The sequence below is a fragment of the Stenotrophomonas sp. YJH_SMC_46 genome, from assembly GCF_059370315.1.
On sequence record NZ_JCAFTO010000001.1, the window covers coordinates 387,545 to 412,462 of the forward strand.

The 24,918-nt window shown below is 67.5% G+C and carries 23 protein-coding genes; 7 read left to right on the plus strand and 16 right to left on the minus strand.

The genetic code is table 11. From position 1 onward, the window contains the following. Positions 1–90 precede the first annotated feature (90 nt). The 9 genes from AC5P8C_RS01800 to AC5P8C_RS01840 form a co-directional block, all read right to left on the minus strand. Positions 91–849 (minus strand): 2,3-dihydro-2,3-dihydroxybenzoate dehydrogenase, encoded by a 759-nt coding sequence (locus AC5P8C_RS01800; protein WP_049480895.1) that lies wholly within the window; start codon positions 847–849, stop codon positions 91–93. Next, complete coding sequence (locus tag AC5P8C_RS01805; protein ID WP_423165916.1) at positions 840–4,730, minus strand: enterobactin synthase subunit F; 3,891 nt, start codon at positions 4,728–4,730, stop codon at positions 840–842. Before AC5P8C_RS01805 ends, AC5P8C_RS01800 begins: the two co-directional genes overlap by 10 nt. Then, complete coding sequence (locus AC5P8C_RS01810) at positions 4,727–4,984, minus strand: phosphopantetheine-binding protein (protein ID WP_046986169.1); 258 nt, start codon at positions 4,982–4,984, stop codon at positions 4,727–4,729. Before AC5P8C_RS01810 ends, AC5P8C_RS01805 begins: the two co-directional genes overlap by 4 nt. Continuing rightward, positions 4,984–5,616 (minus strand): isochorismatase family protein, encoded by a 633-nt coding sequence (locus tag AC5P8C_RS01815; protein ID WP_197654706.1) that lies wholly within the window; start codon positions 5,614–5,616, stop codon positions 4,984–4,986. Before AC5P8C_RS01815 ends, AC5P8C_RS01810 begins: the two co-directional genes overlap by 1 nt. After that, positions 5,616–7,268 (minus strand): (2,3-dihydroxybenzoyl)adenylate synthase, encoded by a 1,653-nt coding sequence (locus tag AC5P8C_RS01820; protein WP_495218277.1) that lies wholly within the window; start codon positions 7,266–7,268, stop codon positions 5,616–5,618. Before AC5P8C_RS01820 ends, AC5P8C_RS01815 begins: the two co-directional genes overlap by 1 nt. Then, a complete protein-coding gene (locus AC5P8C_RS01825; protein ID WP_159360263.1) occupies positions 7,265–8,458 on the minus strand; it encodes an isochorismate synthase in 1,194 nt (397 codons plus the stop codon). The genes AC5P8C_RS01820 and AC5P8C_RS01825 overlap by 4 nt, the downstream gene beginning before the upstream one ends. After that, positions 8,455–9,651: an MFS transporter gene (locus AC5P8C_RS01830; RefSeq protein ID WP_241872694.1), complete on the minus strand. Its 1,197-nt coding sequence runs from the start codon at positions 9,649–9,651 to the stop codon at positions 8,455–8,457. The genes AC5P8C_RS01825 and AC5P8C_RS01830 overlap by 4 nt, the downstream gene beginning before the upstream one ends. 154 nt (positions 9,652–9,805) lie before the next feature. Continuing rightward, positions 9,806–10,117, minus strand: a complete 312-nt coding sequence (locus AC5P8C_RS01835; protein ID WP_053443181.1) for a DUF3817 domain-containing protein — start codon at positions 10,115–10,117, stop codon at positions 9,806–9,808. 125 nt (positions 10,118–10,242) lie between these two features. Then, the gene (locus tag AC5P8C_RS01840; RefSeq protein WP_495218278.1) at positions 10,243–11,178 is read right to left on the minus strand and encodes a TIGR03571 family LLM class oxidoreductase; all 936 of its coding nucleotides are present in this window, start codon (positions 11,176–11,178) and stop codon (positions 10,243–10,245) included. 66 nt (positions 11,179–11,244) lie between these two features. Here AC5P8C_RS01840 and AC5P8C_RS01845 point away from each other — a divergent pair, with 66 nt between their 5' ends. The 5 genes from AC5P8C_RS01845 to AC5P8C_RS01865 all read left to right on the plus strand — a co-directional run bounded on the left by AC5P8C_RS01845 (position 11,245) and on the right by AC5P8C_RS01865 (position 15,310). Then, positions 11,245–11,694 (plus strand): GNAT family N-acetyltransferase, encoded by a 450-nt coding sequence (locus AC5P8C_RS01845; protein ID WP_010485217.1) that lies wholly within the window; start codon positions 11,245–11,247, stop codon positions 11,692–11,694. A gap of 119 nt (positions 11,695–11,813) precedes the next feature. Beyond that, positions 11,814–13,334, plus strand: a complete 1,521-nt coding sequence (locus AC5P8C_RS01850; RefSeq protein ID WP_495218279.1) for a thioredoxin family protein — start codon at positions 11,814–11,816, stop codon at positions 13,332–13,334. A gap of 439 nt (positions 13,335–13,773) precedes the next feature. Next, positions 13,774–14,403 carry a superoxide dismutase gene (locus tag AC5P8C_RS01855; protein WP_019659930.1) on the plus strand — a complete coding sequence of 210 codons (630 nt, stop codon included), beginning with the start codon at positions 13,774–13,776 and terminating at the stop codon, positions 14,401–14,403. Beyond that, on the plus strand, positions 14,400–14,978 hold the full coding sequence (locus tag AC5P8C_RS01860) for a flavin reductase family protein (RefSeq protein WP_019659931.1): 579 nt from the start codon (positions 14,400–14,402) through the stop codon (positions 14,976–14,978). Before AC5P8C_RS01855 ends, AC5P8C_RS01860 begins: the two co-directional genes overlap by 4 nt. Beyond that, complete coding sequence (locus AC5P8C_RS01865; RefSeq protein ID WP_019659932.1) at positions 14,975–15,310, plus strand: tetratricopeptide repeat protein; 336 nt, start codon at positions 14,975–14,977, stop codon at positions 15,308–15,310. The genes AC5P8C_RS01860 and AC5P8C_RS01865 overlap by 4 nt, the downstream gene beginning before the upstream one ends. A gap of 5 nt (positions 15,311–15,315) precedes the next feature. On the opposite strand, the gene AC5P8C_RS01870 is transcribed toward AC5P8C_RS01865, so the two are convergent. Together AC5P8C_RS01870 and AC5P8C_RS01875 are read right to left on the minus strand one after the other, a co-directional pair. Beyond that, entirely contained in the window at positions 15,316–16,464 is a 1,149-nt protein-coding gene (locus AC5P8C_RS01870; RefSeq protein WP_010485207.1) for a fatty acid desaturase family protein, read from the minus strand. 11 nt (positions 16,465–16,475) lie between these two features. Continuing rightward, the gene (locus AC5P8C_RS01875) at positions 16,476–17,546 is read right to left on the minus strand and encodes a ferredoxin reductase (RefSeq protein ID WP_050563255.1); all 1,071 of its coding nucleotides are present in this window, start codon (positions 17,544–17,546) and stop codon (positions 16,476–16,478) included. A gap of 92 nt (positions 17,547–17,638) precedes the next feature. Between AC5P8C_RS01875 and fabR the strand changes: the two genes are divergently transcribed. Further along, positions 17,639–18,295, plus strand: coding sequence for an HTH-type transcriptional repressor FabR (gene fabR, locus AC5P8C_RS01880; RefSeq protein ID WP_005409961.1), 657 nt, complete (start codon positions 17,639–17,641; stop codon positions 18,293–18,295). 111 nt (positions 18,296–18,406) lie between these two features. Here the strand turns inward: fabR and mntR are convergent, their stop codons facing one another. Continuing rightward, positions 18,407–18,871, minus strand: a complete 465-nt coding sequence (gene mntR / locus AC5P8C_RS01885) for a manganese-binding transcriptional regulator MntR (RefSeq protein WP_019659934.1) — start codon at positions 18,869–18,871, stop codon at positions 18,407–18,409. 117 nt (positions 18,872–18,988) lie between these two features. Here mntR and AC5P8C_RS01890 point away from each other — a divergent pair, with 117 nt between their 5' ends. Beyond that, positions 18,989–20,320 carry an Nramp family divalent metal transporter gene (locus AC5P8C_RS01890; RefSeq protein ID WP_495218280.1) on the plus strand — a complete coding sequence of 444 codons (1,332 nt, stop codon included), beginning with the start codon at positions 18,989–18,991 and terminating at the stop codon, positions 20,318–20,320. 248 nt (positions 20,321–20,568) lie between these two features. Here the strand turns inward: AC5P8C_RS01890 and AC5P8C_RS01895 are convergent, their stop codons facing one another. From AC5P8C_RS01895 to AC5P8C_RS01910, 4 genes are all read right to left on the minus strand, one after another. Continuing rightward, complete coding sequence (locus tag AC5P8C_RS01895; RefSeq protein WP_019659936.1) at positions 20,569–20,895, minus strand: thioredoxin family protein; 327 nt, start codon at positions 20,893–20,895, stop codon at positions 20,569–20,571. Beyond that, the gene (locus tag AC5P8C_RS01900; protein ID WP_080112517.1) at positions 20,867–21,334 is read right to left on the minus strand and encodes a flavodoxin; all 468 of its coding nucleotides are present in this window, start codon (positions 21,332–21,334) and stop codon (positions 20,867–20,869) included. The genes AC5P8C_RS01895 and AC5P8C_RS01900 overlap by 29 nt, the downstream gene beginning before the upstream one ends. Positions 21,335–21,359: 25 nt before the next feature. Further along, the gene (locus tag AC5P8C_RS01905; protein WP_024957408.1) at positions 21,360–22,400 is read right to left on the minus strand and encodes a ribonucleotide-diphosphate reductase subunit beta; all 1,041 of its coding nucleotides are present in this window, start codon (positions 22,398–22,400) and stop codon (positions 21,360–21,362) included. Positions 22,401–22,499: 99 nt separating this feature from the next. Next, positions 22,500–24,863 (minus strand): ribonucleoside-diphosphate reductase subunit alpha, encoded by a 2,364-nt coding sequence (locus AC5P8C_RS01910; protein ID WP_019659939.1) that lies wholly within the window; start codon positions 24,861–24,863, stop codon positions 22,500–22,502. Between the last annotated feature and the right edge of the window lie 55 nt (positions 24,864–24,918).

The window sequence follows — 24,918 nt, forward strand, 5'->3', positions numbered from 1 at the left end:
TGTAGGGCCGAGCCCATGCTCGGCTGCTTTTCCTTCAGGCATCCGTATCTCTGAAGGAACAGCCGAGCATGGGTTCGGCTCTACAAAAGCTCACCCACGCAGGGTGGCGCCGCCGTCCACATACAGGTCGCTCATCGCCACATGCCCGGCCTGTTCGGAGAGCAGGAACATCACCGAGTGCGCGATGTCCTCCGGGGTGGCCAGCTTGCGCAGCGGAATGCCGGCCTTGTAGGTTTCAAGGTTGCCGGCGATCACCCGCTCGGCACCATGCTCGTCCAGCCACATGCCGGTCTGCATCGGGGTCAGTGTTGAACCCGGGGCAACGATGTTGCAGCGGATGCCCAGCGGCGCCAGTTCCAGCCCGAGGCAGCGAGAAAACATCGTGGCGGCGGCCTTGGAGGCCGCATAGGCCGCCATGCCGTGCCTTGGTACACCGGCCGCATTCGAGCTGACGGTAACGATCGCGCCCTGCCGACGCGGTGACATCACCCGCGCCAACGCCCTTCCGACATGGAACACGCCATCGGCATTGACTGCAAACACCCGGCGCCAGTCGTCGTCGGTGGTCCCGGTGACGCCGCCCACATGCAGTACGCCGGCCACGCTGGCGGCCAGCATGATCGGCCCGATGCTGGACTCGACCTGATCCACCAAGGCGTCCACGGCGGCGCTGTCGGTTACATCGAGTGCGAGCGACTTCACCCGGGTATCGGCCACGCGCGGCGTCTCGCGATCGGTCGCCACCACCGTGCAGCCGGCCTCGGCCAACAGCCGTACCAACGCCTCGCCGATGCCGCCGGATGCACCCGTAACCAACGCCACGCGGCCGTCGAAACCGGTCAACTGCATGTTGCGATCTCCTGTTGCTCATCCCAGTGGCGCAGCCGCGCCGACAACCACGGCGCCAGCTGCGCCACCGCATCGCGGCCGGTCAGTTCGGCGTGCAGGAACGGCAGTTCCAGCGCCTGCACCCTGCGCGCGTGGGTCCGCCACAACGTCGATTGCAGCTGTGGCCGCGCCTGATGATCCCGACCAGCACGGACGTGCACCAGCGTGCCGTCGAACGGTTGATGAATATGTTCGCGGATCAGTCGATTGGTGCCGGTCACCGCGCGCACCACGCCATCGAGCACCACATCCGGCAGGCTGCCGAGTGCACTGCCGCCACGGCGCAGGAACCCCAGAATGCGTTCACGGCTGTCGAGTTCCGGATGCGCATCCGGATCGTGGCCGGCAATCGCCAGCAATGCCCGCAATGCAGCGATGGGATCGGGTTCCGGTTCGGCCCGCCAGCACTCGCTGGGATACGCGTCCAGCAGCACCAGCTCGCCGACGTCGCGGCCGATTTCATGCAGGCGCACCGCCATCGCCTGGGCGAGGATGCCACCTACCGACCACCCCAGCAGATGCACTGGCCCCTTCGGCTGTAGTGCGACCACGCGCTGCACGTAGTCGTTGGCCATCGCCTCGATGCTGCTCGGCAGCGGCTGCCGGGCGTCCAGTGCCGGCGACTGCAGGCCGTACACCGGGCGTGCCGGCTGCAGTGCCCGGGCCAGGGTGCGGTAGTTCCAGGCGATCCCCCCGGCCGGATGCAGCACGAACAGCGGCGTGGGCCCGGCGGCGTCGGTTGCGGCCAATGCGATCACCGGCCCCAGTGCGTGATCGGCCAGCCCGGGAGGCTCGGCAATACGAACCGCCAGCGCGGCCACGGTGGGCTGCGCAAACAAGGCACCCAGACCCAGATCGCAGCGCCAGCGCTGCTCGATCGCCAGCAGCAGGTGCACCGCCGACAGCGAATCACCGCCGAGACTGAAGAAATCTGCATCCACTGCCACCGGCGCCTCACGCCCAAGCGCCTGGGCGAACAACAACGCCAGCTCCTGTTCCAACGGCGTGCGCGGCGCCAAGCCGGCAACTTCAAGTTGCGGTGGCTTCGGCAACGCGTTGCGGTCGAGCTTGCCGTTGGCGGTCACCGGCCAGTGGTCCACGCCGACAAACGCCGAGGGCACCATATAGTCCGGCACGCGCGTGGCCAGGTGGCTGCGCAGCATTACGGCATCGGCAAGCGCGGTTGGCACATAGGCCACCAGCCGGGCATCGCCGGGCGCGTCCTGGCGCAGCAGCACTTCCACGCGCTCCACGCCAGGCAGTTCGCGCAGTGCCGCCTCGATCTCGCCCAGTTCGATGCGCAGGCCGCGCAGTTTCACCTGGTGGTCGCTGCGGCCGAGATACTCGACCGCACCATCGCGGCGCCAGCGTGCTACGTCGCCGGTGCGGTAGATGCGCTCGCCCGTCAGGAAGGGATCGGCAAGGAAGCGCTCGGTGGTCAGATCATCGCGACCGAGATAGCCACGCGCCAGCTGGACGCCACCCAGGTACAGGTCACCGGGCACGCCCACCGGCACCGGCTGCATCCGGGCGTCCAGCACGTACAGGCGGGTGTTCCAGACCGGGAACCCGATCGGCACCGGCCGCGAACGATCCTGCGCCGACGCCGGCCAGTAGCTGACATCCACCGCAGCTTCGGTCGGGCCATACAGGTTGTGCAGCTCGGCGTGCACACGCGCGTGGAAGCGGTCGCGGGACGAAGCATCCAGCGCCTCGCCACTGGTGAACACCCGTCGCAGCTGCAGCCCTTCGGAGGCCGGTGCAGCGAGGAAGGCATCCAACATCGATGGCACGAAATGCGCCGTGGTGATGCCATGCTCGCGGATCAGCCGCGCCAGTTCAGTGGGATCGCGATGCGCGTCCGGCCCGGCGACCACCAGCGTGGCCCCGCACAGCAGCGGCAGGAAGAACTCCCAGACCGAGACGTCGAAGGTGGCCGGGGTCTTCTGCAGCACGCGGTCATCGGCGCGGATGTCGTAGTGCTCGCGCATCCACAGCAGGCGGTTGACGATGGCACGGTGTTCGATGACCACGCCCTTGGGCTCGCCAGTCGAGCCGGAGGTATAGATCACGTAGGCCGCATCGTCAGGTGCCGGATCGGCCCACGGTGCGGCAAAACTCAGCGCAGTCCACTGCTCCGGCGCAAGCACTGGCACGCCGGCCATGCGTGCCGCCACGTCCGCCGCAGCCAGAACGCACACCGGCTGTGCCGAGGCGAGAATACGCGCCAGGCGCTCGTCCGGATGAGCAAGGTCCAACGGCAGGTAGGCGGCTCCGGCACGCAGCACCGCCAGCAGCGCGATCACCAGCTCCAGCGAGCGCGGCAATGCCACCGCCACCACGCTGCCCGGGCCGACATCCATCGCCCGCAGCTGTGCCGCCAGCGCGAAACTGCGCGCTTCCAGCGTTACGTAGTCCAGCGTAGTGTCGCCGAACACCAGCGCTGGAGTGTGCGGATCCCGATCCATGCCCTGCTGCAGCAATTCAACCAGTGTGGTCTCAGGAAGCGCGTGCGCGGTGGCATTGAAACCGTGCAGCACCTGCTGCACCTCGTCGGTCGTCGCCAGAGGTACGGCTGCGATATCGTCAGCCTGCAGTGCCGCCGACACAAAATGCAGCAACCGCGCCGCGTGCGCCTCGACATCCTCGCGACTGTACAGCGCGGGATTGGCCTCGATCTCCAGATCCAGCAGCGCCTGGCCATCGCCACGGAAGCCCAGCGTCAGATCATCCACCGGCCCGGTGCAGAGCACCTCCAGCGTCGCCTGCACGCCCGTCAGCGCCAGCGGCTTGTAGAACGGCTGCACATTCACCAGGGGGCCGTGCAGGCGCTGCTGCGCGCCGACCAGGCCCAAGTCCCGGCGCAGTTGCTCGCCGCGGTAGCGGCCGTGCTTGCGGCCCTGGCTGAGCTGCCGGCCCAGGCTGCGGGTAAAGGTTTCGACGCTGCCCTCGCCGGCGGCCACGCGCAGCGGCAACACATTCATCACCATCGCCGGTACCCGTGCCGACGCATTGCCGAGCCGGCCCATGTAGGGCACGCCCAGCACCACTTCATCGGCCGCGCTTATCCGCCGCAGGTATTCGGCCGACAACGCGGCCAGCACGTCCGGCCAGGGCTGCAACCAACGTACCGATGCCTGCAGCAACTGCTCACGGAATGCCGCATCGAGCGGCTGCACCCAGCGCAGCGCGTCGTCACTGGCCGCGAGCGTACCGGCCAGGCCGACGCCCGCCGGTGCCCCCTGCATGTGCTCGCGCCACCACTGCCCGGCCTGCGTGCGGCGCGGGTCGGCACGATAGGCGGCATCATCGGCCAGCACGCCAGTCAGCCCCGGCAGTGGCTCACCGGTACGACCGGCATACAACGCGCACACGCGATCAGTGAACAGCGCCATGCCGTATCCGTCGGCCGCCAGGTGATGCACGCGCAGGTACCAGACCCAGCGCTGCCCGCCCAGCTCAAGCAGCACCTGCTGACTGATCCGGTCGCGGGTGGGATCGACCGGGCTCAGACGGTCGGCGTGCATCAGGTTGCGTGCCGCAGCGGCGGGATCCGTCTCGGTGGACACATCACGCACCGAAAGCAACGGCACGTGTGCGGGGTCATGCCACTGCAGCGGCTGGCCATCGGCCCCTTCGGCAAAGCGCAGTGCTAAGGCCTGGGCCTCGCCTGCAGCCTGGTCTGCCGCTGCGACGAACGCGGCCACGTCCAGCGGGCCATCGATCCACACCGCGTGCGCGGTATTGAATGACGGGTTGTCCGGTGCCAGCCGCTGTGCGAACCACAGTCCCGCCTGGGCCTCGGTCAATGCCACCGGCGTGGCCAGCGCGGCGGCGTTCATGCGTTCTGCGCGGCCTGCAGCGTCTGCACCACGTTCCACCACTGGCGCAGCGTGGTGTGTTCGGCCAACTGCGAGAACTCCAGCGGCAGGCCGGTGTTGCCCCAGGCCAGGACCAGGCCGAGCATGCGCATCGAATCCAGGTCCAGGTCGATCAGGTTGTCGTCGTCACCGATCTCTGCCGGTGTGCACTCCAGCACGCGCGCCACATCGGCACGCATCCGCTCCAGATCCAGCACCTCACCCGTGGCAGCCATCACAGCACCTCCAGCAGCTGGTCGGTGGTCATCGGCACCCCGCTGGTGCGTGCGATCCAGTGCAGCGCCTGATCGTGATCGGCACGCGAGAAGTCCGCCACCGCGTCAGCGGCGATGAAGGCCTCGATGTCACGCTGGAAGGCCTCGACCACGGTCGCGGTACAGCCGATATGGGCGTACACGCCGGTCACCAGCAGCTGGTCGCGCCCACGTACCCGCATCAGCGTCTCCAGGTTGCTGCGCTGGAAGGCGCTGTAGCGGTGCTTCACCAGCACGTGCTCGCCTGGCTGCGGTGCCAGCGCCTCGATGATCGGTTCGTGGTCGGCGCTGCGGCGCATGCCCGGTCCCCACAGGTCGGCCTGCAGGCCACGGTCACGGCGGTCCTGGTCGCCATGCTGGGCGGTGTAGAACACCGGAATGCCGTGCGCGCGGCAATGAGCCAGCAGCCGTGCGATGTTGTCCACCGCCGGCCGCAAGGGCGTGCTGCCGGCGTCGAATGCCGCCAGGAAGTAGCGCTGCATGTCGTGCACCAGCAAAGCCACACGATCGCGCTGCGGGCGCCACGGGCCACGCGCCTGCGGCAGTTCGGCGGCGGTCGGCAAGGGATAGTCGGTAATACGGGGCAGCGCCATCAGCGCGTTCCTCCTGTCTGTTGCAGATGACGCGCACGCAATTGCGCGCGCAGTTCGCGGCGGCTGATCTTGCCGACCGCAGTGGTATCGAAACTGTCGACGAACACGACCTGGTCGGGCACCTTGAACGCCGCCAGGCCGCGCCCGCGCATCCAGGCCTTCAGTGCCGGGGCCTTGAACGGTTCGCCCTGCGCGATCACGAACGCACAGCTGCGCTCGCCCAGATACTCATCGGGAATGGAGACCACGGCGGCGTCGAACACACCCGGGTGCGCCAGCAGGTGGTCCTCGATCTCCTCAGCGGAGATCTTCTCGCCAGCGCGGTTGATGTGGTCACCCGCACGGCCCTGTACCACCAGATAGCCACCGGGCAGCTGCTGCACACGGTCGCCGGTGCGATAGAAGCCGTCGTCGGTGAACGAGCGCGCATTGGCCACCGCATCGTTGTGGTAGCCACGGATGGTGTACGGGCCACGGGTGAGTAGATGCCCCACCTCGCCCTCGGCCACCGGCTGGTCATGGTCATCGACCACGCGCACTTCATCATCCGGACTGATCGGTCGCCCCTGGCAGGCCACGATCAGTTCTTCCGGATCATCCAGGCGGGTGTAGTTCACCAGCCCTTCGGCCATGCCGAATACCTGCTGCAAGGTACAGCCGAGGCCGTCGATCACCCGCCGCGCGGCTTCCGGCACCAGCTTGGCGCCGCCCACCTGCAGTACCTGCAGGCTGGACAGGTCATGCCTGCTGGTGGCGGCGGCCTGCGCCCACAGCAACGCCAGCGGCGGCACCAGGCCACAGCAGGTCACCCGCTCCCGTGCGATCAGCGGGAAGGCCGCATCCGGTCCGGGGCCGGGGCTGAGCACCACGCGGGCACCGGCGTACAGCGCGCCGAAGAAGCCGGGCGAGCTCATCGGGAAGTTGTGCGCAGCCGGCAGCGCGACCAGGTAGACGCTGTCGCGGTCGATGCCGCAGAGGTCATTGCTGGCGCGGAACGAGTAGATGTAGTCGTCGTGGGTACGCGGAATCAGCTTGGACAGCCCGGTGCTGCCTCCGGAAATCTGCAGGAACGCTACCGATTGCGGGTCCGGATCGACCAGCAGCTGGCTGCGATCGCCCTGCAGCGCCTCCAGCGCGACGAACTCCGCCGCATCGCCGTCGATCACCACATGGCGAACCGCCGGGACCTCGGCCTGCAGCGCCCGCGCCAGCCCGCGGTGATCGAAGCCGTCGTGCACTGCCGTGGTGATGTAGGCACTGGCTTCGGCCTTGCTGGCGAAGTGCACCAGCTCGGTGATGCGGTGCGCCGGCAACGCGTACACCGGGACCAGCCCGGCACGGAACAGGCCACAGACCGTGGTGATGAAGCCTGCCGTGTTGCCCAGCTGCACCAGCACCCGCCCCCCTGGCTGCAGGCCCAGCGCCAACAGGCCGGCGCCGATCCGCCCGGCCTCGTGCCACAGCTGTGCATAGCTCAGGCGGACGTCACCGGCGACCACCGCGATGTCATCGGCATAGCGTTCTGCACGGTCGCGCAGGAACGCCGGGAAGGTCTCGCCACGCCAGTGACCGGCCTCGCGATAGCGCGCCACCAGCGCGTCGGGCCACACCTGCTGCAGTGGCAGGCGGGAGGATTCAACGGAAGCATTCATGCGGCAGGCTCGATGGCGGGCGCGGATTCATGGACACCCAGCGCGTTCAACAGGGCAGCAAACTTCGCTGCGGTTTCAGCCACCTCGGCCTCGGGGCGCGACTCGGCGACGATGCCGGCACCGGCATACAGGCGCAGTTGCGTGCCCTGCAGGCGCGCGCAGCGGATCGCCACGTACCAGTCGCCGTCACCCTGCGCGTCCAACCAACCCACGGCGCCGGCATAGAAGCCACGCGGTACAGGTTCCAGCTCGCGGATGCGCTGCAGCGCCGCCAACCGCGGCGTACCGCAGACCGCCGGCGTGGGATGCAGCTGTGCCAACAGCTCGGCCGCCGATGTCTGCGGATCCTTCAGGGTGGCGTGGATGCGGGTGCCGAGGTGCCACATGCTGGCGGTGGCATGCAGCACCGGGCGCGGCTGTGCATCGATGTGGCTGCAGTACGGTGCCAGGCCTTCGACGATGGCTTCGACCACGTGGCGGTGCTCGTCGTGGTCCTTGGTCGAGGCCAGCAGCGCCTGCGCCGCACGCTCGTCCTCGGCGGCATCGGCACTGCGCCGCGCGGAACCCGCCAACGGATGCGACAACAGTTCGGCGCCGCGCTTGCGCAGCAGCAGCTCCGGCGTCGCACCGACCAGCCATGCCGGTGCCTGGCCCAGCTCCACCGGAAGCGGCACCGCGTAGGTCGCCACCGACGGATCCGCGCCCAGGCGTGCCAGCAGCACGTCCGGAGAAAGCGCCTGGCGGGTGCGTGCCAGCAGGCTGCGCGCCAGCACCACCTTATGCAGGTTCTGCTCGGGCGCACGCAAGGCCTGCACTGCCGCAGCGACTGCAGCGGCATAGTCCTGCGGTACAGGTTCGGCCCGCAGGGCGCCGTCCAGCGGCGGTGCGGCCTGCGGCTGCAGTGCCAGCGCCGGCAGCAGGCGCTCGGGCTGGTACAGCGCATCGTCGGCACGCGGCTCGAACGGCACCGCGCCAACCAGCAGGCCCGGGCCGCCACGCTGCTGGGCAAAGAACTCCGAAACGCGTTCTGCCAACGTCGCCAGTGCACCGGCTGGCAACGTGGCGCGGCAACCGCGGGCGTGCACGTGCTGGCCGGCATGCCGCAGCAGGAACAGCGACGCGTCGTCGGTGCTCTCCTGTGGTGCTGGCGCAGCCTCCGGCCACGCGCCCTGCATCAGGGAATCGTTCATGGGGTCTCCTTCATCCGATGCACTGCGGCCAGCGCGCACAGCAACAGCAGCAGCGCGCCCACCAGCAGGTAAGGCAGGCTTGGCCCGCCGCGATACAACAGCGTGCCGAGCATCGGCCCGGCCACCATGCCCAGCCCTTGCGCGGCCGCCACGGTGCCTGCGGCGGCGCCCTGCTCGTGCGCCTCTACCGCATCGGCGGCCAGCGCCTGGAACGAGGGGAATACGAAGCCCATGCCGAACGCAGCCAGCGCATACGCCGCAGGCAATTGCCAGGCCTGCTGCGCGCCCGCCACCGAAGTGAAGCCGATGCCGGAAATGAGAGCGCCGAGGACGATCCAGCGACGTGGATGCACCTCCAGCTTCATCACCAGCGCCTGCGCCAGGATCAGGCCGACGCCGACCGCTGTGAGTGCAATGCCGGCCATGCGCGCGCCGGTCGCCGCATCCAGACCCAGGCGATCAATTGCGAAGAAGCCGACCGTGACCTGCGCGATAGTCACCGAGACCATGGCGATGAACGCTGCCAGCTGCGGCAGGCACAGGCGCGCGTCGAGGCGGCTCATCGGCGTGCGGCGCTGTGCGGACGCGCCCACCACGGGCGGTGTAGCCGGCAGCCGCCAGGCCAGCAATGCCAGTGCCAGCAACGGCAGCAGCGCGGCCACGTACAGCGCCAGCGACAGATTCGTATAGGCCAGCCAGCCCGCGGCGGCCGGGCCGAGCACCATGCCCAGCGCGTTGGCACTGCCCAGGCGGGCGAGGAATTTTGCACGCTGTCCGGTGGGTGCTTTGTCGGCGATCAGCGCGGCTGCGGTAGGAGGCACAGCCGCGTAGAACAGGCCGATCAGGCCACGCGCGCCGACCAGCACCAGCACTGACACCAGCACCGGCGGCACTGCCTGCAGGGCGACGTCGATGAACACCGCCAGCGCGATGTAGACCACGGTGTAGGCACTCATCGCCAGCATCAGTACGCGCTTGCGTCCGATGCGGTCGCTGAGCTGGCCCCAGGGGCGCGCGGCCAGCATCCACAGCACGCCTGCAGCGGTGACCGATAGCCCGGCATGCCACTCGGACAGGCCAAGCATGCGGACCACCGGGCCGATCACGGCGACGAAGGACATCATCGCCATGGTGCCGATCAGGGCAGCCAACACCAGCGCCGGCAAGCCGGGAACGACGGGACGTGCGTGCATGGAACACCAGCCGTAACAGGAAAGGATTGGCCGGGCGCGTCTGCACGCCCCGCCCGGCACCCGCCCCACTCAGAACCGGATGCCACTCTCAAATGATAACGGCTCGTATTTGCATTTGATACCCATTCTCTTGAATGGGCATGCAACAGTGGGTTCAGCGCATCGCACGGAGGCCCAGCAGGCCACGGCGCTTGAACCACCACTCCAGCGGCAGCGTCACCAGCGGCGGGATTGCCGCCAGCAGCGCCAAGGCACTGGCCCACCACGGCCAGCGCAGGCGCACCGCCGCAAACAGGGTAACCGCCACATAGGCCAGGAAGGCCACGCCGTGCAGGGGCCCGAACAGCTTCACCAGCGCTACGTTGGCCATGGGGCCGTACTTCATCCACATGCCGATGAGCAGGCCGGCCCAGGTCACAGCCTCGATGAAAGCGACCGCGGCGAACAGGCGTCCGGTCGGGTGCATGGGGGAACGTTGGGTCACACGGGGCTCCGGCATCGGGGTATCAAATGCGAATGATACGCAGATGCGAACCCCATGTAGAGTCGAGCCGTGCTCGACCGCTTGAACGTGTCCACCAAGGTGGACACCTACCGGAGCCTATGCGGCAGAACGTGCTCCCCGATCTCGCGCAGTACCGCGTCCATCGGTCGCCCGTTGTCGACCAGGTTGAACGTCACATGCGCCACGCCCTGCGCATGCACGCGCAGCAGGTAATCACGCAGGCCATCGCGGCCGACCTTCAGGCCCAGCGGCAGCGGCTCGGCTGGCGCCTGCGGATCTGCCTGCAGATCCAGAAGCATCGACTGCACGAATGGCTTGCGTGGCCCACCGCGCTGCACCAGTGCCTGTTGCCACAGCCCGATGCGTCCTTCCTGAGCGGCCTCCTCGCGGTGATAGGTGGCCCAGCCTTCGGCCTCGCGCGCGATCCACTGCAGGCTCTGCCGCGCGGTACCCACCACCAGCATCGGAATGCGCGTGGCCGGGGCCGGCAGCACGTCGAAGCCACCGGTCACCTGCAGTACGGCGGTCCGCTCATCGGCCTCCGGTGACAGCGCCGCGCGCAACAATGCCCAGCGTTGACGGAACGTCGCCGCCCTGCCCTCCAGATCCTCGCCGAAGGCGGCGAATTCTTCCGGGCGGTCACCCGAACCCAGACCCAGTACGAAGCGTCCGCCGCTGATCCGGTCCAGGCTCAAGGCCGACTTCGCCACCTGCAGCGGCTGGCGCAACGGCAGCACAATGGCCGCGCTGCCAACCACGATCCGCTCGGTCGCCGCAGCCAGCATGCTCAGCCACAGGAACGGGTCGTCCAACGCGCTCGTTGTCGCGTCCGGACCCTGCGGCACCATCAGCGGCACATCGCGCGTCCACAACGCGGCAAAGCCCAGGTCATCGGCCAGTCGCGCGATACGTCGCGCCTCACGTGGATCGGCCAACCCATGCGACGCCACGGGCGTCATCAGGCCCAGGCTCAGACCCTGCTGCGGAAACAAGGCAGCGTACGCGGGATTGAAATCACTCATGCCGCCAGCTTAGCGTGAAGGCCTGCGGCAACAATGACGCGCCGCCCACCACCGGAAGAACACTGCATGCCGACGATCCGCCCTGCCCACGTCGATGACCTGCCCGCGATCAGCACGGTGTGCCTGGCTGCCTTCACTGCGGCGGTCGCACCTTCGCTCAGCGCGGCCGGCATCGCCACCTTCGGCAGCGTCGCCGCGGCCGAAGCGTTCGGCGCGCGCCTGCACGGCGACAACCACATCCTGGTGGCCGAGCAGGACGGCCGCGTCGTCGGCGTGATCGAACTGAAGGAAGGCCGGCACCTGGCGATGCTGTTCGTCGATCCCGGCTACCAGGGCCAGGGCATCGGCCATGCTTTGTTCGACGCGGTGCTCCCGCAGGTGCGCGAGCCGGTCCTGACCGTGCGCGCCTCACTCAATGCAGTGCCAACCTACCTGCGCTATGGCTTCGTGCTGGACGGCGACGTCGGCGAGTTCAATGGGCTGGTGTATCAGCAGATGGTGCGGGCAGCGGCCTGAAGGCATCCGCCGGCCAATACCCGGCGGGCGTCATGCCCTGCGGCACGCCCGTCATAAGCAAACTGAATCAGCAGGCTCCCCGGCCGTTCCTACAATGGCCTGTCACCCTGCCCTTCGAGATGCTGCCGATGCGCGTCGCGCTTTCTATGTTGCTGCTGGCTTCGGCGCTGAGCGCCTGCACCCCGGCCCCGGTTTCCATCGCCAACTCCGCCGAGGTGCCCGCGCCGGCCAAGGCAATCGCCTGGCGCCAGGGCGATGTCGATGATGCCTTCGCCGAGGCCGCCGACAGCGGCAAGCCGGTGCTGCTGTACTGGGGCGCCGTCTGGTGCCCACCGTGCAACCAGCTCAAGGCGGGCCTGTTCAAGGACCCGGCCTTCATCGCGCTGACCAGCAAATTCGTTCCCGTCTACCTGGATGGCGACGAGGAAGGTGCGCAAGCCTGGGGTGAGCGCTTCGGCGTACGCGGCTATCCGACCCTGATCGTGCTGGACCCACAGCGCAACGAAATCACCCGCGTGGCCGGCGGCAATGATGCAACCGAACTGACCCGGGCACTGACCGTCGCCGCAGGCCGCCGCAGTGCTGTTGCCGCCACCTTGGCCACCGCGTTGGCAACGCCGGACCGACTGGCCGCAGAAGACTGGCAGGTGCTGGGCGACTACGGCTGGGAAGTGGACGCCAACCGCCTGGCCGGCGAGCGCAGCAGCGAGGATGTGCTGCGCCAGTTGTCCAAGGCCGCACCCGACGCTGCCCTGCAGCGCCGCTTCGCTCTGCTGGCCTCGGCAACGGCCGAAAAGCCCGATGCCTCGCCCACCGAAGTACGCGAGCTGCTGCAGGCCGTGCTGGCGCAGCCCGCCGAAGTCCGCCGCAACCGTGAGTTGCTGGGCTATGCAGGCGTGCAGCTGGTCAAGCAGGCCAGTGCCGGGCCGGCCACCAGCAACACGCTGGGACAGCAGCTGCTGGTGGCATTGGAGCGGGCAGACGCCGAGCGCGGCGACCGCGCCGACGACGCATTGTCGCGTGCGTTGACCGAAGTGTCGCTGGCCCGCCTGCAGCAGCCGAAGGGCGCATTGCCCGCGGCCCTGGTTGATCGGGTCAAGCAGCGCGTGGCTGCTGCCGACGCTGCCGCCACCGATGCGCATGCGCGCCAGGCCACGATCAGCAGCGCGGTCTACGCACTACGCCAGGTCGGCGACGACGCAGGCGCCGAGTCGCTGTTGCTGGCGGAACTGAAGCGCAGCGAACAGCCGTACTACTACATGCCCGAGCTGGCCGAACTGGCCGAGCAGCGCGGCGACACCGCCGGTGCGCTGGAGTGGTTGAAGCGTGCCTACGACGGTGCGCAGGGCCCGGCCACCCGCGTGCAGTGGGGCGTGCTGTACGTGGAAGGCCTGCTGAAGCTGGCACCGAACGATGCACCACGCATCGAGCAGGCGACCGCCTCGCTGATCGCCGAGCTGGAGGCACAGCCGTCGGGCTACCACCAGCGCACCCGCCAACGCTTCGAGCGCCTGGCCGGGCAGTTGAAGGCGTGGAGCGGCAAGCACCAGGGCGCGGAGACGCTGGCGCGGTTGCAGCAGCGGATGCAGCAGGCGTGCGGGGAGCAGGTGGATGGCGCCTGCAAGGATTGGTTGAGTTGAGTTGATGAAGGCGCTGGCGGCTGGTTCGCCTGCCGGCGCCTTTGTTGATACCGGTTGTGGCGGGGGGAGGGGCTGGCCGGGACACGCCGTAAACCCATCCTTGGGGGCTCGATGGCGCCATCCATGGCGCCAACGGTCCCGGCCAGCCCCTCCCCCCCGCCACCGGACCGTTTCCTGCGAGCGCGGGCAGCACTTCAGCGCGCCGGTGAGGTTCGAAAAGCGGGTTCTGGTAGTGCCGGCCGCTGGCCGGCAACCCGACCTTGCCGGCATGCCGGCCAGCGGCCGGCACTACCATTTCGCTCGTGCTGTCCTGCAGGAAGAATCAAAGCGATGAACGCGCACGCACCTCAATCCCGCCCCTTGACCTCAACCAATGTTGAGGTGCGATAACAGTCTCCCCACGGCCAGCCCTCTGGCCTTCCCCACGGAGATTGCTTCGATGTCGTACTCGCTTCCCCCGCTCCCCTACGCCTACGACGCCCTTGAGCCGCATTTCGATGCGCGCACGATGGAGATCCACCACAGCAAGCACCACCAGGCCTACGTCAACAACCTCAACGCCGCCATCGAGCAGGCCGGCATCGCCGAGCAGCCGGTCGAGGCGATGATCGCCAACCTCGATGCCGTGCCCGAGGCGCAGCGCGGCGCCATCCGCAACAACGGCGGCGGCCACGCCAACCACAGCCTGTTCTGGACCGTGCTCAGCACCAACGGTGGTGCACCCGATGACGAACTGGCCGCCGCCATCGACCGTGACCTCGGCGGTTTCGATGCTTTCAAGGAGGCCTTCACCAAGGCGGCGCAGACCCGCTTCGGCAGCGGCTGGGCCTGGCTGACCAGCGATCGCGATGGCCGCCTGCAGGTGGAAAGCAGCGCCAACCAGGACAGCCCGCTGATGGGTGCGGCCGTGGGCCTGTCCGGCAACACCCCGATCCTCGCACTGGATGTCTGGGAACACGCCTACTACCTGCACTACCAGAACCGTCGCCCGGACTACATCGGTGCGTTCTTCAACATCATCAACTGGGCCGAGGTCGGCCGGCGCTACCGCCAGGCCAGGGCCTCATGAGCGGCGAGACACTGCCATACGCCGGGCCGTGGGCGGGGGTCTTCCCCTCCCCGGCCCCGGTGCCGTCGGTCGAGATGCCGCCGCGGGCCCTGCGGCGGCTGCTCGGCCACTTTCCTACCGGCGTGGCCATCGTCTGCACCCGCGATGCGCAGGGCAAACCCATCGGCCTGACCATCAATTCGTTCGTGCCGGTGTCATTGCAGCCGCCACTGGTGCTGTGGAACCTGGCGTTGCATGCGCAGAGCCTGTCCACCTTCCAGCGCGCCACCCGCTTTGCGATCAGCGTGCTGGCGGCCGACCAGGAAGCGCTGGCCCGGCGCTTTGCCGATCCGCAGGTCCGCAACCGCTTCGACGGCCTGGCATTGCTGGATGATGACGAGGATGCCCCACCACGCATCGCCGGTGCGGTCGCCCACCTCACCTGTACCCGCCACGCACAGTGGCCGGTGGGTGATCATCTGCTGCTGGCTGGCCGCATCATCGAAGTGCACGAGAACGGCGGCGCGCCGCTGCTGTTCCATCGTGGCCGCTTCCAGCCCGGCCGCACCGAACTGCTGGTGGAGGTGCGCGGATGAACATCGAAGCCCTGGAATGCATGCTTGCCAACGGCAAGGACGGCGCGCTGCTGCGCTTCGGCCTGGGCAAGGGTTGGCTGGATGCGGGCAACCCGGTGCGCGCGGCCACCCATCTGGGCCGGTGCGTGGTGCTTGATCCGCAGTATTCCGCGGCGTGGAAGCTGCTGGGCAAAGCCTGGCTGGCCAGTGGCCAGCCGCAGGCGGCGCGCGAAGCATGGCAGCGCGGCTTGAGCGTGGCCGGCAGTAAGGGCGACCAGCAGGCACGCAAGGAAATGCAGGTGTTCCTGCGTCGCCTGGACCGCGAACAGGCGGCCCTGGCGAAAGCGGGCTGAGTCGATCAGCCCGCGTTGGCCGATGCCGGTGCGGACATGATGTCCGGCATCGGCAGGCGGCGCGGCTTGCTCGGGAACGCGTGACGCAGGATGCGCCAGACCACCTGGCCGAACTGACGCGGCAGCGAGCCGTTGTTGTAGTGCTGGCCGTAGCGGCGGCAGATGTCCTTCACTTCCTTGGCGATGGCCGCATAGCGGTTGGCCGGCAGATCCGGGTAGAAGTGGTGCTCGATCTGGTGGCTGAGGTTGCCCGACAGCACGTTGATCAGGAAGCCACCGCTGATGTTGGACGAACCGCGCAGCTGGCGCAGGTACCAGTGGCCGCGCGATTCATTGCGCAGGCATTCCTTCGGGAAGGTTTCCGACTCTGCGGTGAAGTGGCCGCAGAAGATGATCACGTAGGTCCAGATGTTGCGCAGGCCGTTGGCCACCATGTTGCCCAGCATCACGGTGAGGAAGAACGGGCCGGCCAGCAGCGGGAAGAACACGTAGTCCTTCAGCACCTGGCGAGCCATTTTCCGCGCCACCGGGCGGGTCTGCATCCACATCGCACGGCCACTGATGCGGCCCTTCAGCCAACGGCCCAGTCGCAGGTCCTGCGCGGCCACGCCCCACTGGAACAGCAGCGCGAAGATCGGCGCGATGATCGGCTGCAGCAGGTAGAACGGCTTCCAGCGCTGTTCCGGGAAGATGCGCAGCAGGCCGTAGCCGATGTCATCGTCCATGCCACGCACGTTGGTATAGGTGTGGTGGCGGAAATTGTGGGTCTTGCGCCAGTTGTCGGCGGTGGCAACGATATCCCACTCGTAGGTGTTGCCATTGAGCTTGGGGTCGCCGGTCCAGTCGAACTGGCCGTGCATGACGTTGTGGCCCAGCTCCATGTTCTCCAGGATCTTCGACAACGCCAGCAGCAGCGTGCCGGTGATCGCGGCCGGCCACAGCAGCGGCATCCAGAACAGCGGCGAGAATGCTGCCAGGAACAGCAGGCCACGGCCACCCACGCCGAACCATCGCACGGCGGCAGCCACACGGCGGATGTAGCGGGTATCGGAGGCGCCGAGGCTGCCGATCACACGGTCGCGGATCGCATCGAGTTCCTCACCGAAGGCATGCATCTCGGCGGTGCTCAGGGCACGGTCGGTAGCGCGGGTCATGGCAGGCGTCCTCAGAGATCCAGAGTCAGGTCGGTGGTCGGTGCGCTCACGCAGATCCGCACCGGCTGTGCCGATTCGGACTGCAGGTCGCCGGTGCGAAGGTGGCGGGTGGCGCCACTGACGCGATCACAGGTACAGGTGTTGCAGATGCCCATGCGGCAACCGTGCTTGGGCTTGATGCCATGCGCTTCCAGGCTTTCCAGCAGCGAGCGGCCTCGCGGCACGCTCAGCTGGCGGCCACTGCGCGCAAGCGTCAGCGACACCTCGCCTTCGCTGCTGGCATCGCGCAGTGGCGCCGGCGGGGTGAAGGCTTCGGCCTGGAAGCCAGCCACCTGGTGCGCCAGGCGCTCACGCGCAGCGGCAACGAAGCCATCCGGACCGCAGGCCAACACATGGCGCTGCGCCAGCGGCGTGTCATCGCCGGCCACCTGCAGATCATGGGTATCGATGCGCGCGGCCGGCGCCTCACCCTCGCGGGTGGTCAGCAGATGCACGCGCAGGTTCGGATGGGCCGCGGCCAGCGCCTGCAGTTCATCACGGAACTGCAGATGGGCGGCGGTGCGCTCCCAATAGAACAGGTCCACCGGTGCTGCCAGCGGGCGCTGGCAGGCGTCGCGCAACAGGCTGCGCATCGGCGTGATGCCACTGCCGGCAGCCAGCAGCAGCACCGGCGCCGCGGCCGGCATATGGAACTCGCCGAAGGCGGCATCGAGGCGGAACAGTTCGCCCGGTTGTGCATGGTTTACCAGATGCTGGCTGACCCGGCCGCCATCGATCGCCTTGACGGTGATCGCCAGCTCGCGCCGACCCAGTGCGGTAGGGCTGTAGCTGCGCTGCCACAGGCGCCCCTCAATCTCGACGCCCAGGGTGACGTGCTGGCCGGCGCGCATGCCGGCCCAGTGCCGGTTGGTGCGCAGGACCAGGGTCGCCGCGCCCTCGCCGGCCGGCTCGCGCCGGACCAGTCGGGCCACCGGCTCGCGCAGGGTCCACAGGGGATTGAGCTGGCCCGCCCAGAAATCGAACAGCGACGGCGAGACCCAGCGGTACGGAGAGAACAGGGACGGACGGACGACAGCGCTCATGGGCGCACTATACGGGCGCACATACACCTGTGTATACATGTGTATATTGAACCGGATTGGGTATGATTCAGCCTCGCCCCACCGGAACCCCCATGGCCGCCGCCACCGCCTTGTCGACGCCTGAAGATGCCAACAGCCCGGCCCGCCGTACGGTGAGCCGCGAGGATCTGCTGGCTGCCGCCCTGAAGCTGATCGGGCCACACCGCAGCCTGTCCACGCTCAGCCTGCGCGAAGTGGCACGTGAGGCCGGCATTGCGCCGAACAGCTTCTACCGGCAGTTCCGCGACATGGACGAACTGGCCGTGGCGCTGATCGACGCGGCCGGCCGTTCGCTGCGCACCATCATCGGCGAGGCCCGCCAGCGCGCCACCTCTACCGCCACCAGCGTGGTGCGCGTTTCCGTGGAGACCTTCATGGAACAGCTGCGCGCCGACGACAAGCTGCTGCACGTACTGCTGCGCGAAGGCGCGGTCGGCTCGGACGACTTCAAGCACGCGGTCGAGCGCGAGCTGCACTACTTCGAAGAAGAGCTGCAGCACGACCTGGTGCGCCTGGCCGCACTGGATGGCGCCGTACTGCATGCCCCGGAACTGGTGGCCAAGGCCATCACCCGGCTGGTGTTCGCGATGGGCGCCACCGCCATGGACCTGCCGCCGGAGAAGGATCCGGAACTGGTCGAGCAGATCTCCACGATGATCCGCATGATCATCGTCGGCGCCCGCACCCCCGCCGCGTTCCGTCGCGGCTGACGATCGGCCCCGGGGCTCGGATCCCTTTCCGCCGGAAAGGGCTCTGACCCGTTTCCCTCCCCACAGCGGCCTCCAACCTCCGGCCTGCAGGGCCCGGCCCCAGCGGTCTGCTCAGCCGCCCTCGGCCTTGCGCACGAACGCCTCGAACAGCGCCAGCGTCTGCTCGCTCACATGGTGCTCGATACCCTCCGCATCACGCCGTGCCGTATCAGGGTCCACGCCCAGCGCCAGCAGGAAACGCTCCACGGTCTGGTGCCGCTGGCGGCTGGCATGGGCCAGCGCTTCGCCTTCCGGGGTCAGGAACACGCCGCGGTACGGCCGCTGCACCACCCAGCCATCGCGGGCCAGGCGCCGCAGCATCTTCGCCACGGTGGGTTGGGCCACGCCCAGGCGGGTGGCGATGTCGACCTGGCGGGCCTCGCCGCCGTCGGCCAGCAGGTCCGAGATCAGCTCGACATAGTCCTCCACCAGCTCCATCCGGTGCGCTTCGCGCACTTGCCGGAAGCTCTCGACCTGGCGCTCAGCCTCGATCAAGGGGGTGCTTTTCAGCGATGTCGAATCGTCGGTCTTGCCCACGCCTGCGCCTGTCCTTCCGGTGTACTGCGGTGTCGAAGCTGAATTCTGGACCAGTCACACGACAAAGACGATTGTTTCACATTGCTAATGACTATAGCACGGGCTATATTCGGATCCATGAACACTCTGGCGCCCCGCGACCCTTCGGCCTCCACCCCGGCCAGCCTGGGCGCGCTCAACGCCTCGGTCGCGGTGCCCGAAAAGGGCCACTGGTGGTTCCGCCTGCTGGCCTTCCTTGGCCCGGGCTACATGATCTCGGTCGGCTACATGGACCCGGGCAACTGGGCCACCGACCTCGCCGGTGGTTCGCGCTTCGGCTACCTGCTGCTGTCGGTCATCCTCATCTCCAACCTGATGGCGGTGATCCTGCAGGCGCTGTCGGCACGGCTGGGTATCGCCACCGGCATGGACCTGGCGCAGGCCTGCCGCGCGAGGTACCCGAAGCCGGTGAACCTGGCGCTGTGGGCGCTGTGCGAGGCAGCGATCATCGCCTGCGACCTGGCCGAGGTGATCGGCACCGCGATCGCGCTGAAGCTGCTGTTCGACCTGCCACTGCTCTGGGGCGCGGTCATCACTGCGCTGGATACGCTGCTGGTTCTGCTGCTGATGAACCGCGGCTTCCGTGCGCTGGAAGCCTTCGTGATCGCGCTGCTGATGGTGATCTTCGCCTGCTTCGTAGTGCAGATCGCGATGGCTGCGCCGTCAGTGATGGCGGTGCTGGGCGGCTTCATTCCGCGCGCGCGGGTGGTGACCGATCCGCACGCGCTGTACATCGCGATCGGCATCATCGGTGCCACGGTGATGCCGCACAATCTCTACCTGCATTCGTCCATCGTGCAGACCCGCGCCTACCCGCGTACCGACGAAGGCCGCCGCAGCGCGCTGCGCTGGGCGGTTACCGATAGCACCCTCGCGCTGACCCTGGCACTGTTCATCAACGCCAGCATCCTGATCCTGGCAGCGGCGGTGTTCCATGCCAATGGCCGATTCGACGTGGAAGACATCGAGCAGGCCCACCAGCTGCTGGCGCCAATGCTGGGCGTGGGCGCGGCGGCGACACTGTTTGCGATTGCCTTGCTGGCCTCGGGCCTGAATTCGACAGTGACCGCCACGCTGGCCGGCCAGATCGTGATGGAAGGCTTCCTGCACCTGCGCCTGCCGCCGTGGCTGCGTCGGCTGATCACGCGCGCGCTGGCGATCATTCCGGTGGTGGTGGTGATCCTGCTGTTCGGCGACCAGGGCGCGGTGAAACTGCTGGTGCTGAGCCAGGTGGTGCTGTCGATGCAGCTGCCGTTCGCGATCATTCCCCTGGTTCGGATCGTGACCGACAAGGTGACGATGGGTGCGCTGGTGGCACCGCGCTGGCTCGGCGCGATCGCCTGGGTGATCGCGCTGGTGATCGTGGTGCTGAACGTGAAGCTGCTGGTGGATACCTTCAGCGGAGCCTGACGCCGAAGCACGGACCCTGCCCCGGTAGATCCACGCCATGCGTGGATGCCCTTGTAGAGTCGAGCCATGCTCGACTCATCGCTCACCGCGCGAACGGCAGCCGAGCATGGGCTCGGCTCTACAAAAAGTGAGGCGCGCGAAGTGCTGCCAGGCGTGGCCCGGCGCTACCGATATGACCGTGGTAGATCCACGCCATGCGTGGATGGCTTCTCGCATCGTGCGGAGAGCAGTCGAGCATGCGCTCGGCTCTACAAATGCAGCGCGATCGCGGCCTCGATCTGTTGCGGCGACTGGAACCCGGCGAGGCGCGTGCGTTCATCACCATCACGGAACAGGGACAGCGTCGGCGTCTGCCGCAGCCCCAGTTCCCTGAAGAACGCCTCGCCCAGCACCTCCAGCTGCACGCGCAGCAGCGTGGTGCCCTGCCCCGCGACGCTGTTGGCCACCAGGTGCAGCGACATCTCCAGCATCCGGCACCCCGGGCAGTGGTCCTTGTGAAAATCCACCAGCACCCGCGGGTGCTCGGCCAGCAGCTGCTGGAACTGCTCAGGCGTGGTGGCGTCGATGATCTGCATCCGTGTTGCTCCAGTAGTGGGCCAGGACCGTATCGGTCCAGGCGTCGATGGCTGCGGCGTGACGCTCGCCATGCGGCATCTGCTCGATCTCGAGCGGCGGATAGTCGCTGCGGAAATAGCGGATCAGCCGGTGCACGGCGCCGCAGTAGTACTCCTGCCCCCACTGCGTTTCGCCGGTGCCGAACACCGCCAGCTGCCGTGGCCGCTCGCCGCGCTCGGCGATGCCGGCCACCCATGCCTTCATCTCCGCTGGCGTGCGGCCGGCGTTGTCGGTCCAGCAGCCCAGCAGCACCAGGTCGGCCTCATCGGCCGCCAGCGGCGGTGCCTGGCGCAGGTCGTCGGCCTCCTGCCAGTACACCGCATGACCGGCAACGCGGCAGCGTTCGGCGATCTGCCGGCCGAGTTCGCGGGTGTTGCCGCTCAAGGAGGCGACCACCATCAGGATGCTCAGCACGGCGCCAGGCTCAGAGATCGTCGAAGCCGTTGTCGACGTTGGTCTTCTTGTAACTTGCATTGCGCATCTCGAAGAAGTCGGTCTTGGTCTCGGTGAAGTTGTCGGCGTAGGCCTTGATCCACGGCATCACGTTGTCGGTGGTGTCGCTGTACAGGCGCTCGATGCCGAGCATGCCGGCCATCTTGTTGGCGCGGTACTTCACGTAGCGCACCATCTCGTCCACGTCGATGCCATCGATGCCATCCAGCACCTCCGACGACCACTGCGTCTCAAGCTCGATGGCATGTTCGAATGACTGGTGCACATAGGCGGTCAACTCATTGGTCTGCAGCTCGGGGTTTTCACCGATGATGGCGCGGATCAGCTCGCTGATGAACTTGGTATGGGCCAGCTCGTCGCGATTGATGAAGCTGATGATCTTGCCGGTGCCGTTCATGCGGTTCTGCCGCACCATGTTGTAGAAGTAGGCGAAACCGGAATAGAAGTTGATGCCTTCCAGGATCGAGGACTGGATCAGCGACTTGAGCAGGGTCTCGGCGGTCTTCTCGCGCATGAAGTCGTCATACGCGCCCATGATCGGGGCATTGCGCTTGATGATGGTCGGGTGGGTGCGGGCGATCTCGAAGATGCGGTTCTGGTTCGGCAGGTCGGTGATCGAGGCCAGTACGTAGCTGTAGCTCTCGTTATGGATCACTTCCTGCTGGCCGATGATCGCCGCATTGGCATGCGCGGCCGGGTCGGTGATGTACTCGGCGACGTTGTAGATGAAACGGGTCTGCGGTGAGTCGAGCGTGGCCAGCAGGCCGATGATCGAATCGTAGGCGTTCTTTTCACGTGCGTTGAGCTCGCCGTACTGGCGCGCATCGAGCTTCATGTCGACCTCGTCGGGAATCCAGAAGTTGGTCGACAGCTCCTTGTAGGCCCGATAGAAGGACGGATACGGGATATCGTTCCAGTTGAGGATGCCGCTGGTACGGCCGTTGATGATGCCGGTGCTGCGGTTGGGATGGCGCGGTTCGAGGATCTTGATGCGGTCGAGGGGGGTTGCCATGGTGTTACCTGCAGGGGGTAGCGCCGGGCCATGGCCGGCGGAATGTGCGACGGCCGCGCGATGCGCTCGCCGGGCGTGGCCCGGCGCTACCGTGGATGGTCAACTGGCGCACCACTCGCATTCGCTGATGTCGATGTCGTTGGAGCGCACGTAGTAGGTGGTCTTCAGGCCTTCGCGCCAGGCGCTCAGGTGCAGCTCCAGCAGCGTGCTGGCGCGGATGGTGCTGGGCACGTACAGGTTGAAACTGATCGACTGGTCGACATGGCGCTGGCGGCGGGCGTTCTGGCGCACGCTGGCGAACTGGTCGACCTTGTAGGCACCCTTCTCGTAGTACGGCCAGGTTTCCAGCGACAGGCCCGGCGCCGCCACCGGCCGCCGGAAGTCCTTCTTTTCCTCGTAGTAGAACGCGCTGTAGATCGGGTCGATCGAGGCCGTGGATCCTGCAATCTGCGCGGTGCTCATGTTCGGCGCCACCGCCAGCAGCCAGCCGTTGCGCAGGCCGTGCGTGGCGACCTCGCGGGCCAGGCTGTCCCATGCGGCGCCAGTGTAGTCGCGGTCACGGAAGTAACGCCCGTGGTGCCAATCGCTGCCGGTGAACATCGGATAGCTGCCCTTCTCCTTCGCCAGCTGCGCGCTGGCCTGGATGGTCAGGAAGTTGATGCGCTCGTAGAGACGGTCGGCCAAATCCTCGGCATCCGGTGACTCCCACTGGATCGCCTGCTGCGCCAGCAGGTGGTGCCAACCGAACGTGCCCAGGCCGATGGCGCGGTACTTGCGGTTGGTGATCGTGGCCTGCGGCACCGGCAACGCATTGAGGTCGATCACGTTGTCGAGCATGCGCACCTGGATCGGGATCAGGCGCTCCAGCACATCGGTGGCCAGCAGGTCATCCGGCGCACTGATTGCCCGGCCGAGGTTGATCGAAGACAGGTTGCAGACCACGAAGTCACCGGCGCGGCGCGTGGTGACGATCTGGTCGCCGCTGACGATCTCCTGGATCATCCGCGTCGGGCTCATGTTCTGCAGGATCTCGGTGCACAGGTTGCTGGAATAGATCATGCCCGCGTGCTTGTTCGGGTTCCGGCGGTTGACCTCGTCGCGGTAGAACAGGAACGGATTGCCGGTCTCCAACTGGCTGAGCATGATCCGCTTGAACAGATCGATCGCCTTCACCGTGCGGCGGCTGATGCGCTCGTCGGCCACCAGTTCGGCATAGCGGTCGCGGAAGCTGCCCGCGCCGCGCGTCTCATCGTAGAAGTCCTGCAGGTACCAGCCCTTGGCCTGCTTCACCTCGTGCGGGTCGAACAGGTACCAGTCGGCGCGGCGCTCGACCGCTTCCATGAACAGGTCGGGCACGCACACCGAGGTGAACACATCGTGCGCGCGCAGGCGCTGGTCGCCGTTGTTCAGGCGCAGATCCAGGAAGGCCTCGATATCGCGGTGCCAGATGTCCAGGTACACCGCCACCGCGCCCTTGCGCTGGCCAAGCTGGTCGACCGACACCGCGGTGTTGTTGAGCTGCTTGATCCACGGCACCACGCCGCCGGAGGAATTGGCCACGCCCCGTATCGGCGCGCCGCTGCTGCGCACATAGCCCAGGTAGGCGCCGACGCCGCCACCGTGCTTGGACACGCGGGCGATATCGGTGTTGGAGTCATAGATGCCCTGCAGGCTGTCGTCCACCGTGTCGATGAAGCAGCTGGACAGCTGCCCACCCACCTTGCCGGCATTGGCCAGGGTCGGTGTGGCGACGGTCATGTACAGGTTGGACAGCGCCCAGTACGCCTCGCCGACCAGCTGCATGCGGCGTTCGCGCGGCTTTTCCTCCTGCATCAGGTACAGCGCGATGGTCAGCCAGCGCTCCTGCGGCAGTTCGTAGACCTCGCGGCTGCGGTCGCTGGCCAGATAGCGCGTGGCCAGCAGGTACAGGCCGTTGTAGGCGAACAGGCGGTCGCGCTCCGGGTCGATCATCTCGCCGGCCTGCTGCAGCTCTTCCTTCGAATAGCAGCGCAGGATGTCGTTGCTGTAGATGCCGCGGTCAGCCAGGCTTTCCTGCAGGCCCACATACGAACCGTACTTCAGGCCGACGTCGTAGAAGCGGTTGCGGCTGGCGCGCTTGTACAGGCGGCGCAGGTAGATGCGCGCGGCAAACTGTTCCCACTCGGGTGCAACCAGGTCCACCCGCGATTCGGCCTCGCGGATCAGCAGATCGACCAGGTCGTCGGCGCTGATGCTCGGTTTGCGCTCGACCATCGCCTGCACCACGCGGCGATAGTCGCTCACGTCCAGCTGCGGGAACTCGGCATGCACGGCGTCGATGCTGCGCTGCAGGCGCTCGGCCTCGAACGGCAGGCGGCGGTTGCCGGCCTCCTTGGTGATCCAGGTCGGCACGCGCTCGCCACCGGCGCGCAAGGCGTCGCCGGCGCCGGCCAGATCGGCCACGCGGAAGGTACTGTCGGTCATGGTGGTGGAACTCCAGGCTCGCACGCGCTTTGGCGGTCGATGCCATGGCGGCCCT

Coding starts and splice junctions, on each gene's coding strand:
- AC5P8C_RS01890 (WP_495218280.1), top strand. CDS start 18,989: ATGAACACTCTGGCGCCCCGCGACCCTTCGGCCTCCACCCCGGCCAGC.
- AC5P8C_RS01910 (WP_019659939.1), bottom strand. CDS start 24,863: ATGACCGACAGTACCTTCCGCGTGGCCGATCTGGCCGGCGCCGGCGAC.
- AC5P8C_RS01835 (WP_053443181.1), bottom strand. CDS start 10,117: ATGCACCCGACCGGACGCCTGTTCGCCGCGGTCGCTTTCATCGAGGCT.
- AC5P8C_RS01855 (WP_019659930.1), top strand. CDS start 13,774: ATGTCGTACTCGCTTCCCCCGCTCCCCTACGCCTACGACGCCCTTGAG.
- AC5P8C_RS01810 (WP_046986169.1), bottom strand. CDS start 4,984: ATGGCTGCCACGGGTGAGGTGCTGGATCTGGAGCGGATGCGTGCCGAT.
- AC5P8C_RS01845 (WP_010485217.1), top strand. CDS start 11,245: ATGCCGACGATCCGCCCTGCCCACGTCGATGACCTGCCCGCGATCAGC.
- AC5P8C_RS01860 (WP_019659931.1), top strand. CDS start 14,400: ATGAGCGGCGAGACACTGCCATACGCCGGGCCGTGGGCGGGGGTCTTC.
- AC5P8C_RS01815 (WP_197654706.1), bottom strand. CDS start 5,616: ATGGCGCTGCCCCGTATTACCGACTATCCCTTGCCGACCGCCGCCGAA.
- AC5P8C_RS01825 (WP_159360263.1), bottom strand. CDS start 8,458: ATGAACGATTCCCTGATGCAGGGCGCGTGGCCGGAGGCTGCGCCAGCA.
- AC5P8C_RS01850 (WP_495218279.1), top strand. CDS start 11,814: ATGCTGCCGATGCGCGTCGCGCTTTCTATGTTGCTGCTGGCTTCGGCG.
- AC5P8C_RS01820 (WP_495218277.1), bottom strand. CDS start 7,268: ATGAATGCTTCCGTTGAATCCTCCCGCCTGCCACTGCAGCAGGTGTGG.
- AC5P8C_RS01870 (WP_010485207.1), bottom strand. CDS start 16,464: ATGACCCGCGCTACCGACCGTGCCCTGAGCACCGCCGAGATGCATGCC.
- AC5P8C_RS01840 (WP_495218278.1), bottom strand. CDS start 11,178: ATGAGTGATTTCAATCCCGCGTACGCTGCCTTGTTTCCGCAGCAGGGT.
- AC5P8C_RS01895 (WP_019659936.1), bottom strand. CDS start 20,895: ATGCAGATCATCGACGCCACCACGCCTGAGCAGTTCCAGCAGCTGCTG.
- AC5P8C_RS01805 (WP_423165916.1), bottom strand. CDS start 4,730: ATGAACGCCGCCGCGCTGGCCACGCCGGTGGCATTGACCGAGGCCCAG.
- AC5P8C_RS01905 (WP_024957408.1), bottom strand. CDS start 22,400: ATGGCAACCCCCCTCGACCGCATCAAGATCCTCGAACCGCGCCATCCC.
- fabR (WP_005409961.1), top strand. CDS start 17,639: ATGGCCGCCGCCACCGCCTTGTCGACGCCTGAAGATGCCAACAGCCCG.
- AC5P8C_RS01830 (WP_241872694.1), bottom strand. CDS start 9,651: ATGCACGCACGTCCCGTCGTTCCCGGCTTGCCGGCGCTGGTGTTGGCT.
- AC5P8C_RS01800 (WP_049480895.1), bottom strand. CDS start 849: ATGCAGTTGACCGGTTTCGACGGCCGCGTGGCGTTGGTTACGGGTGCA.
- AC5P8C_RS01875 (WP_050563255.1), bottom strand. CDS start 17,546: ATGAGCGCTGTCGTCCGTCCGTCCCTGTTCTCTCCGTACCGCTGGGTC.
- AC5P8C_RS01865 (WP_019659932.1), top strand. CDS start 14,975: ATGAACATCGAAGCCCTGGAATGCATGCTTGCCAACGGCAAGGACGGC.
- AC5P8C_RS01900 (WP_080112517.1), bottom strand. CDS start 21,334: ATGGTGGTCGCCTCCTTGAGCGGCAACACCCGCGAACTCGGCCGGCAG.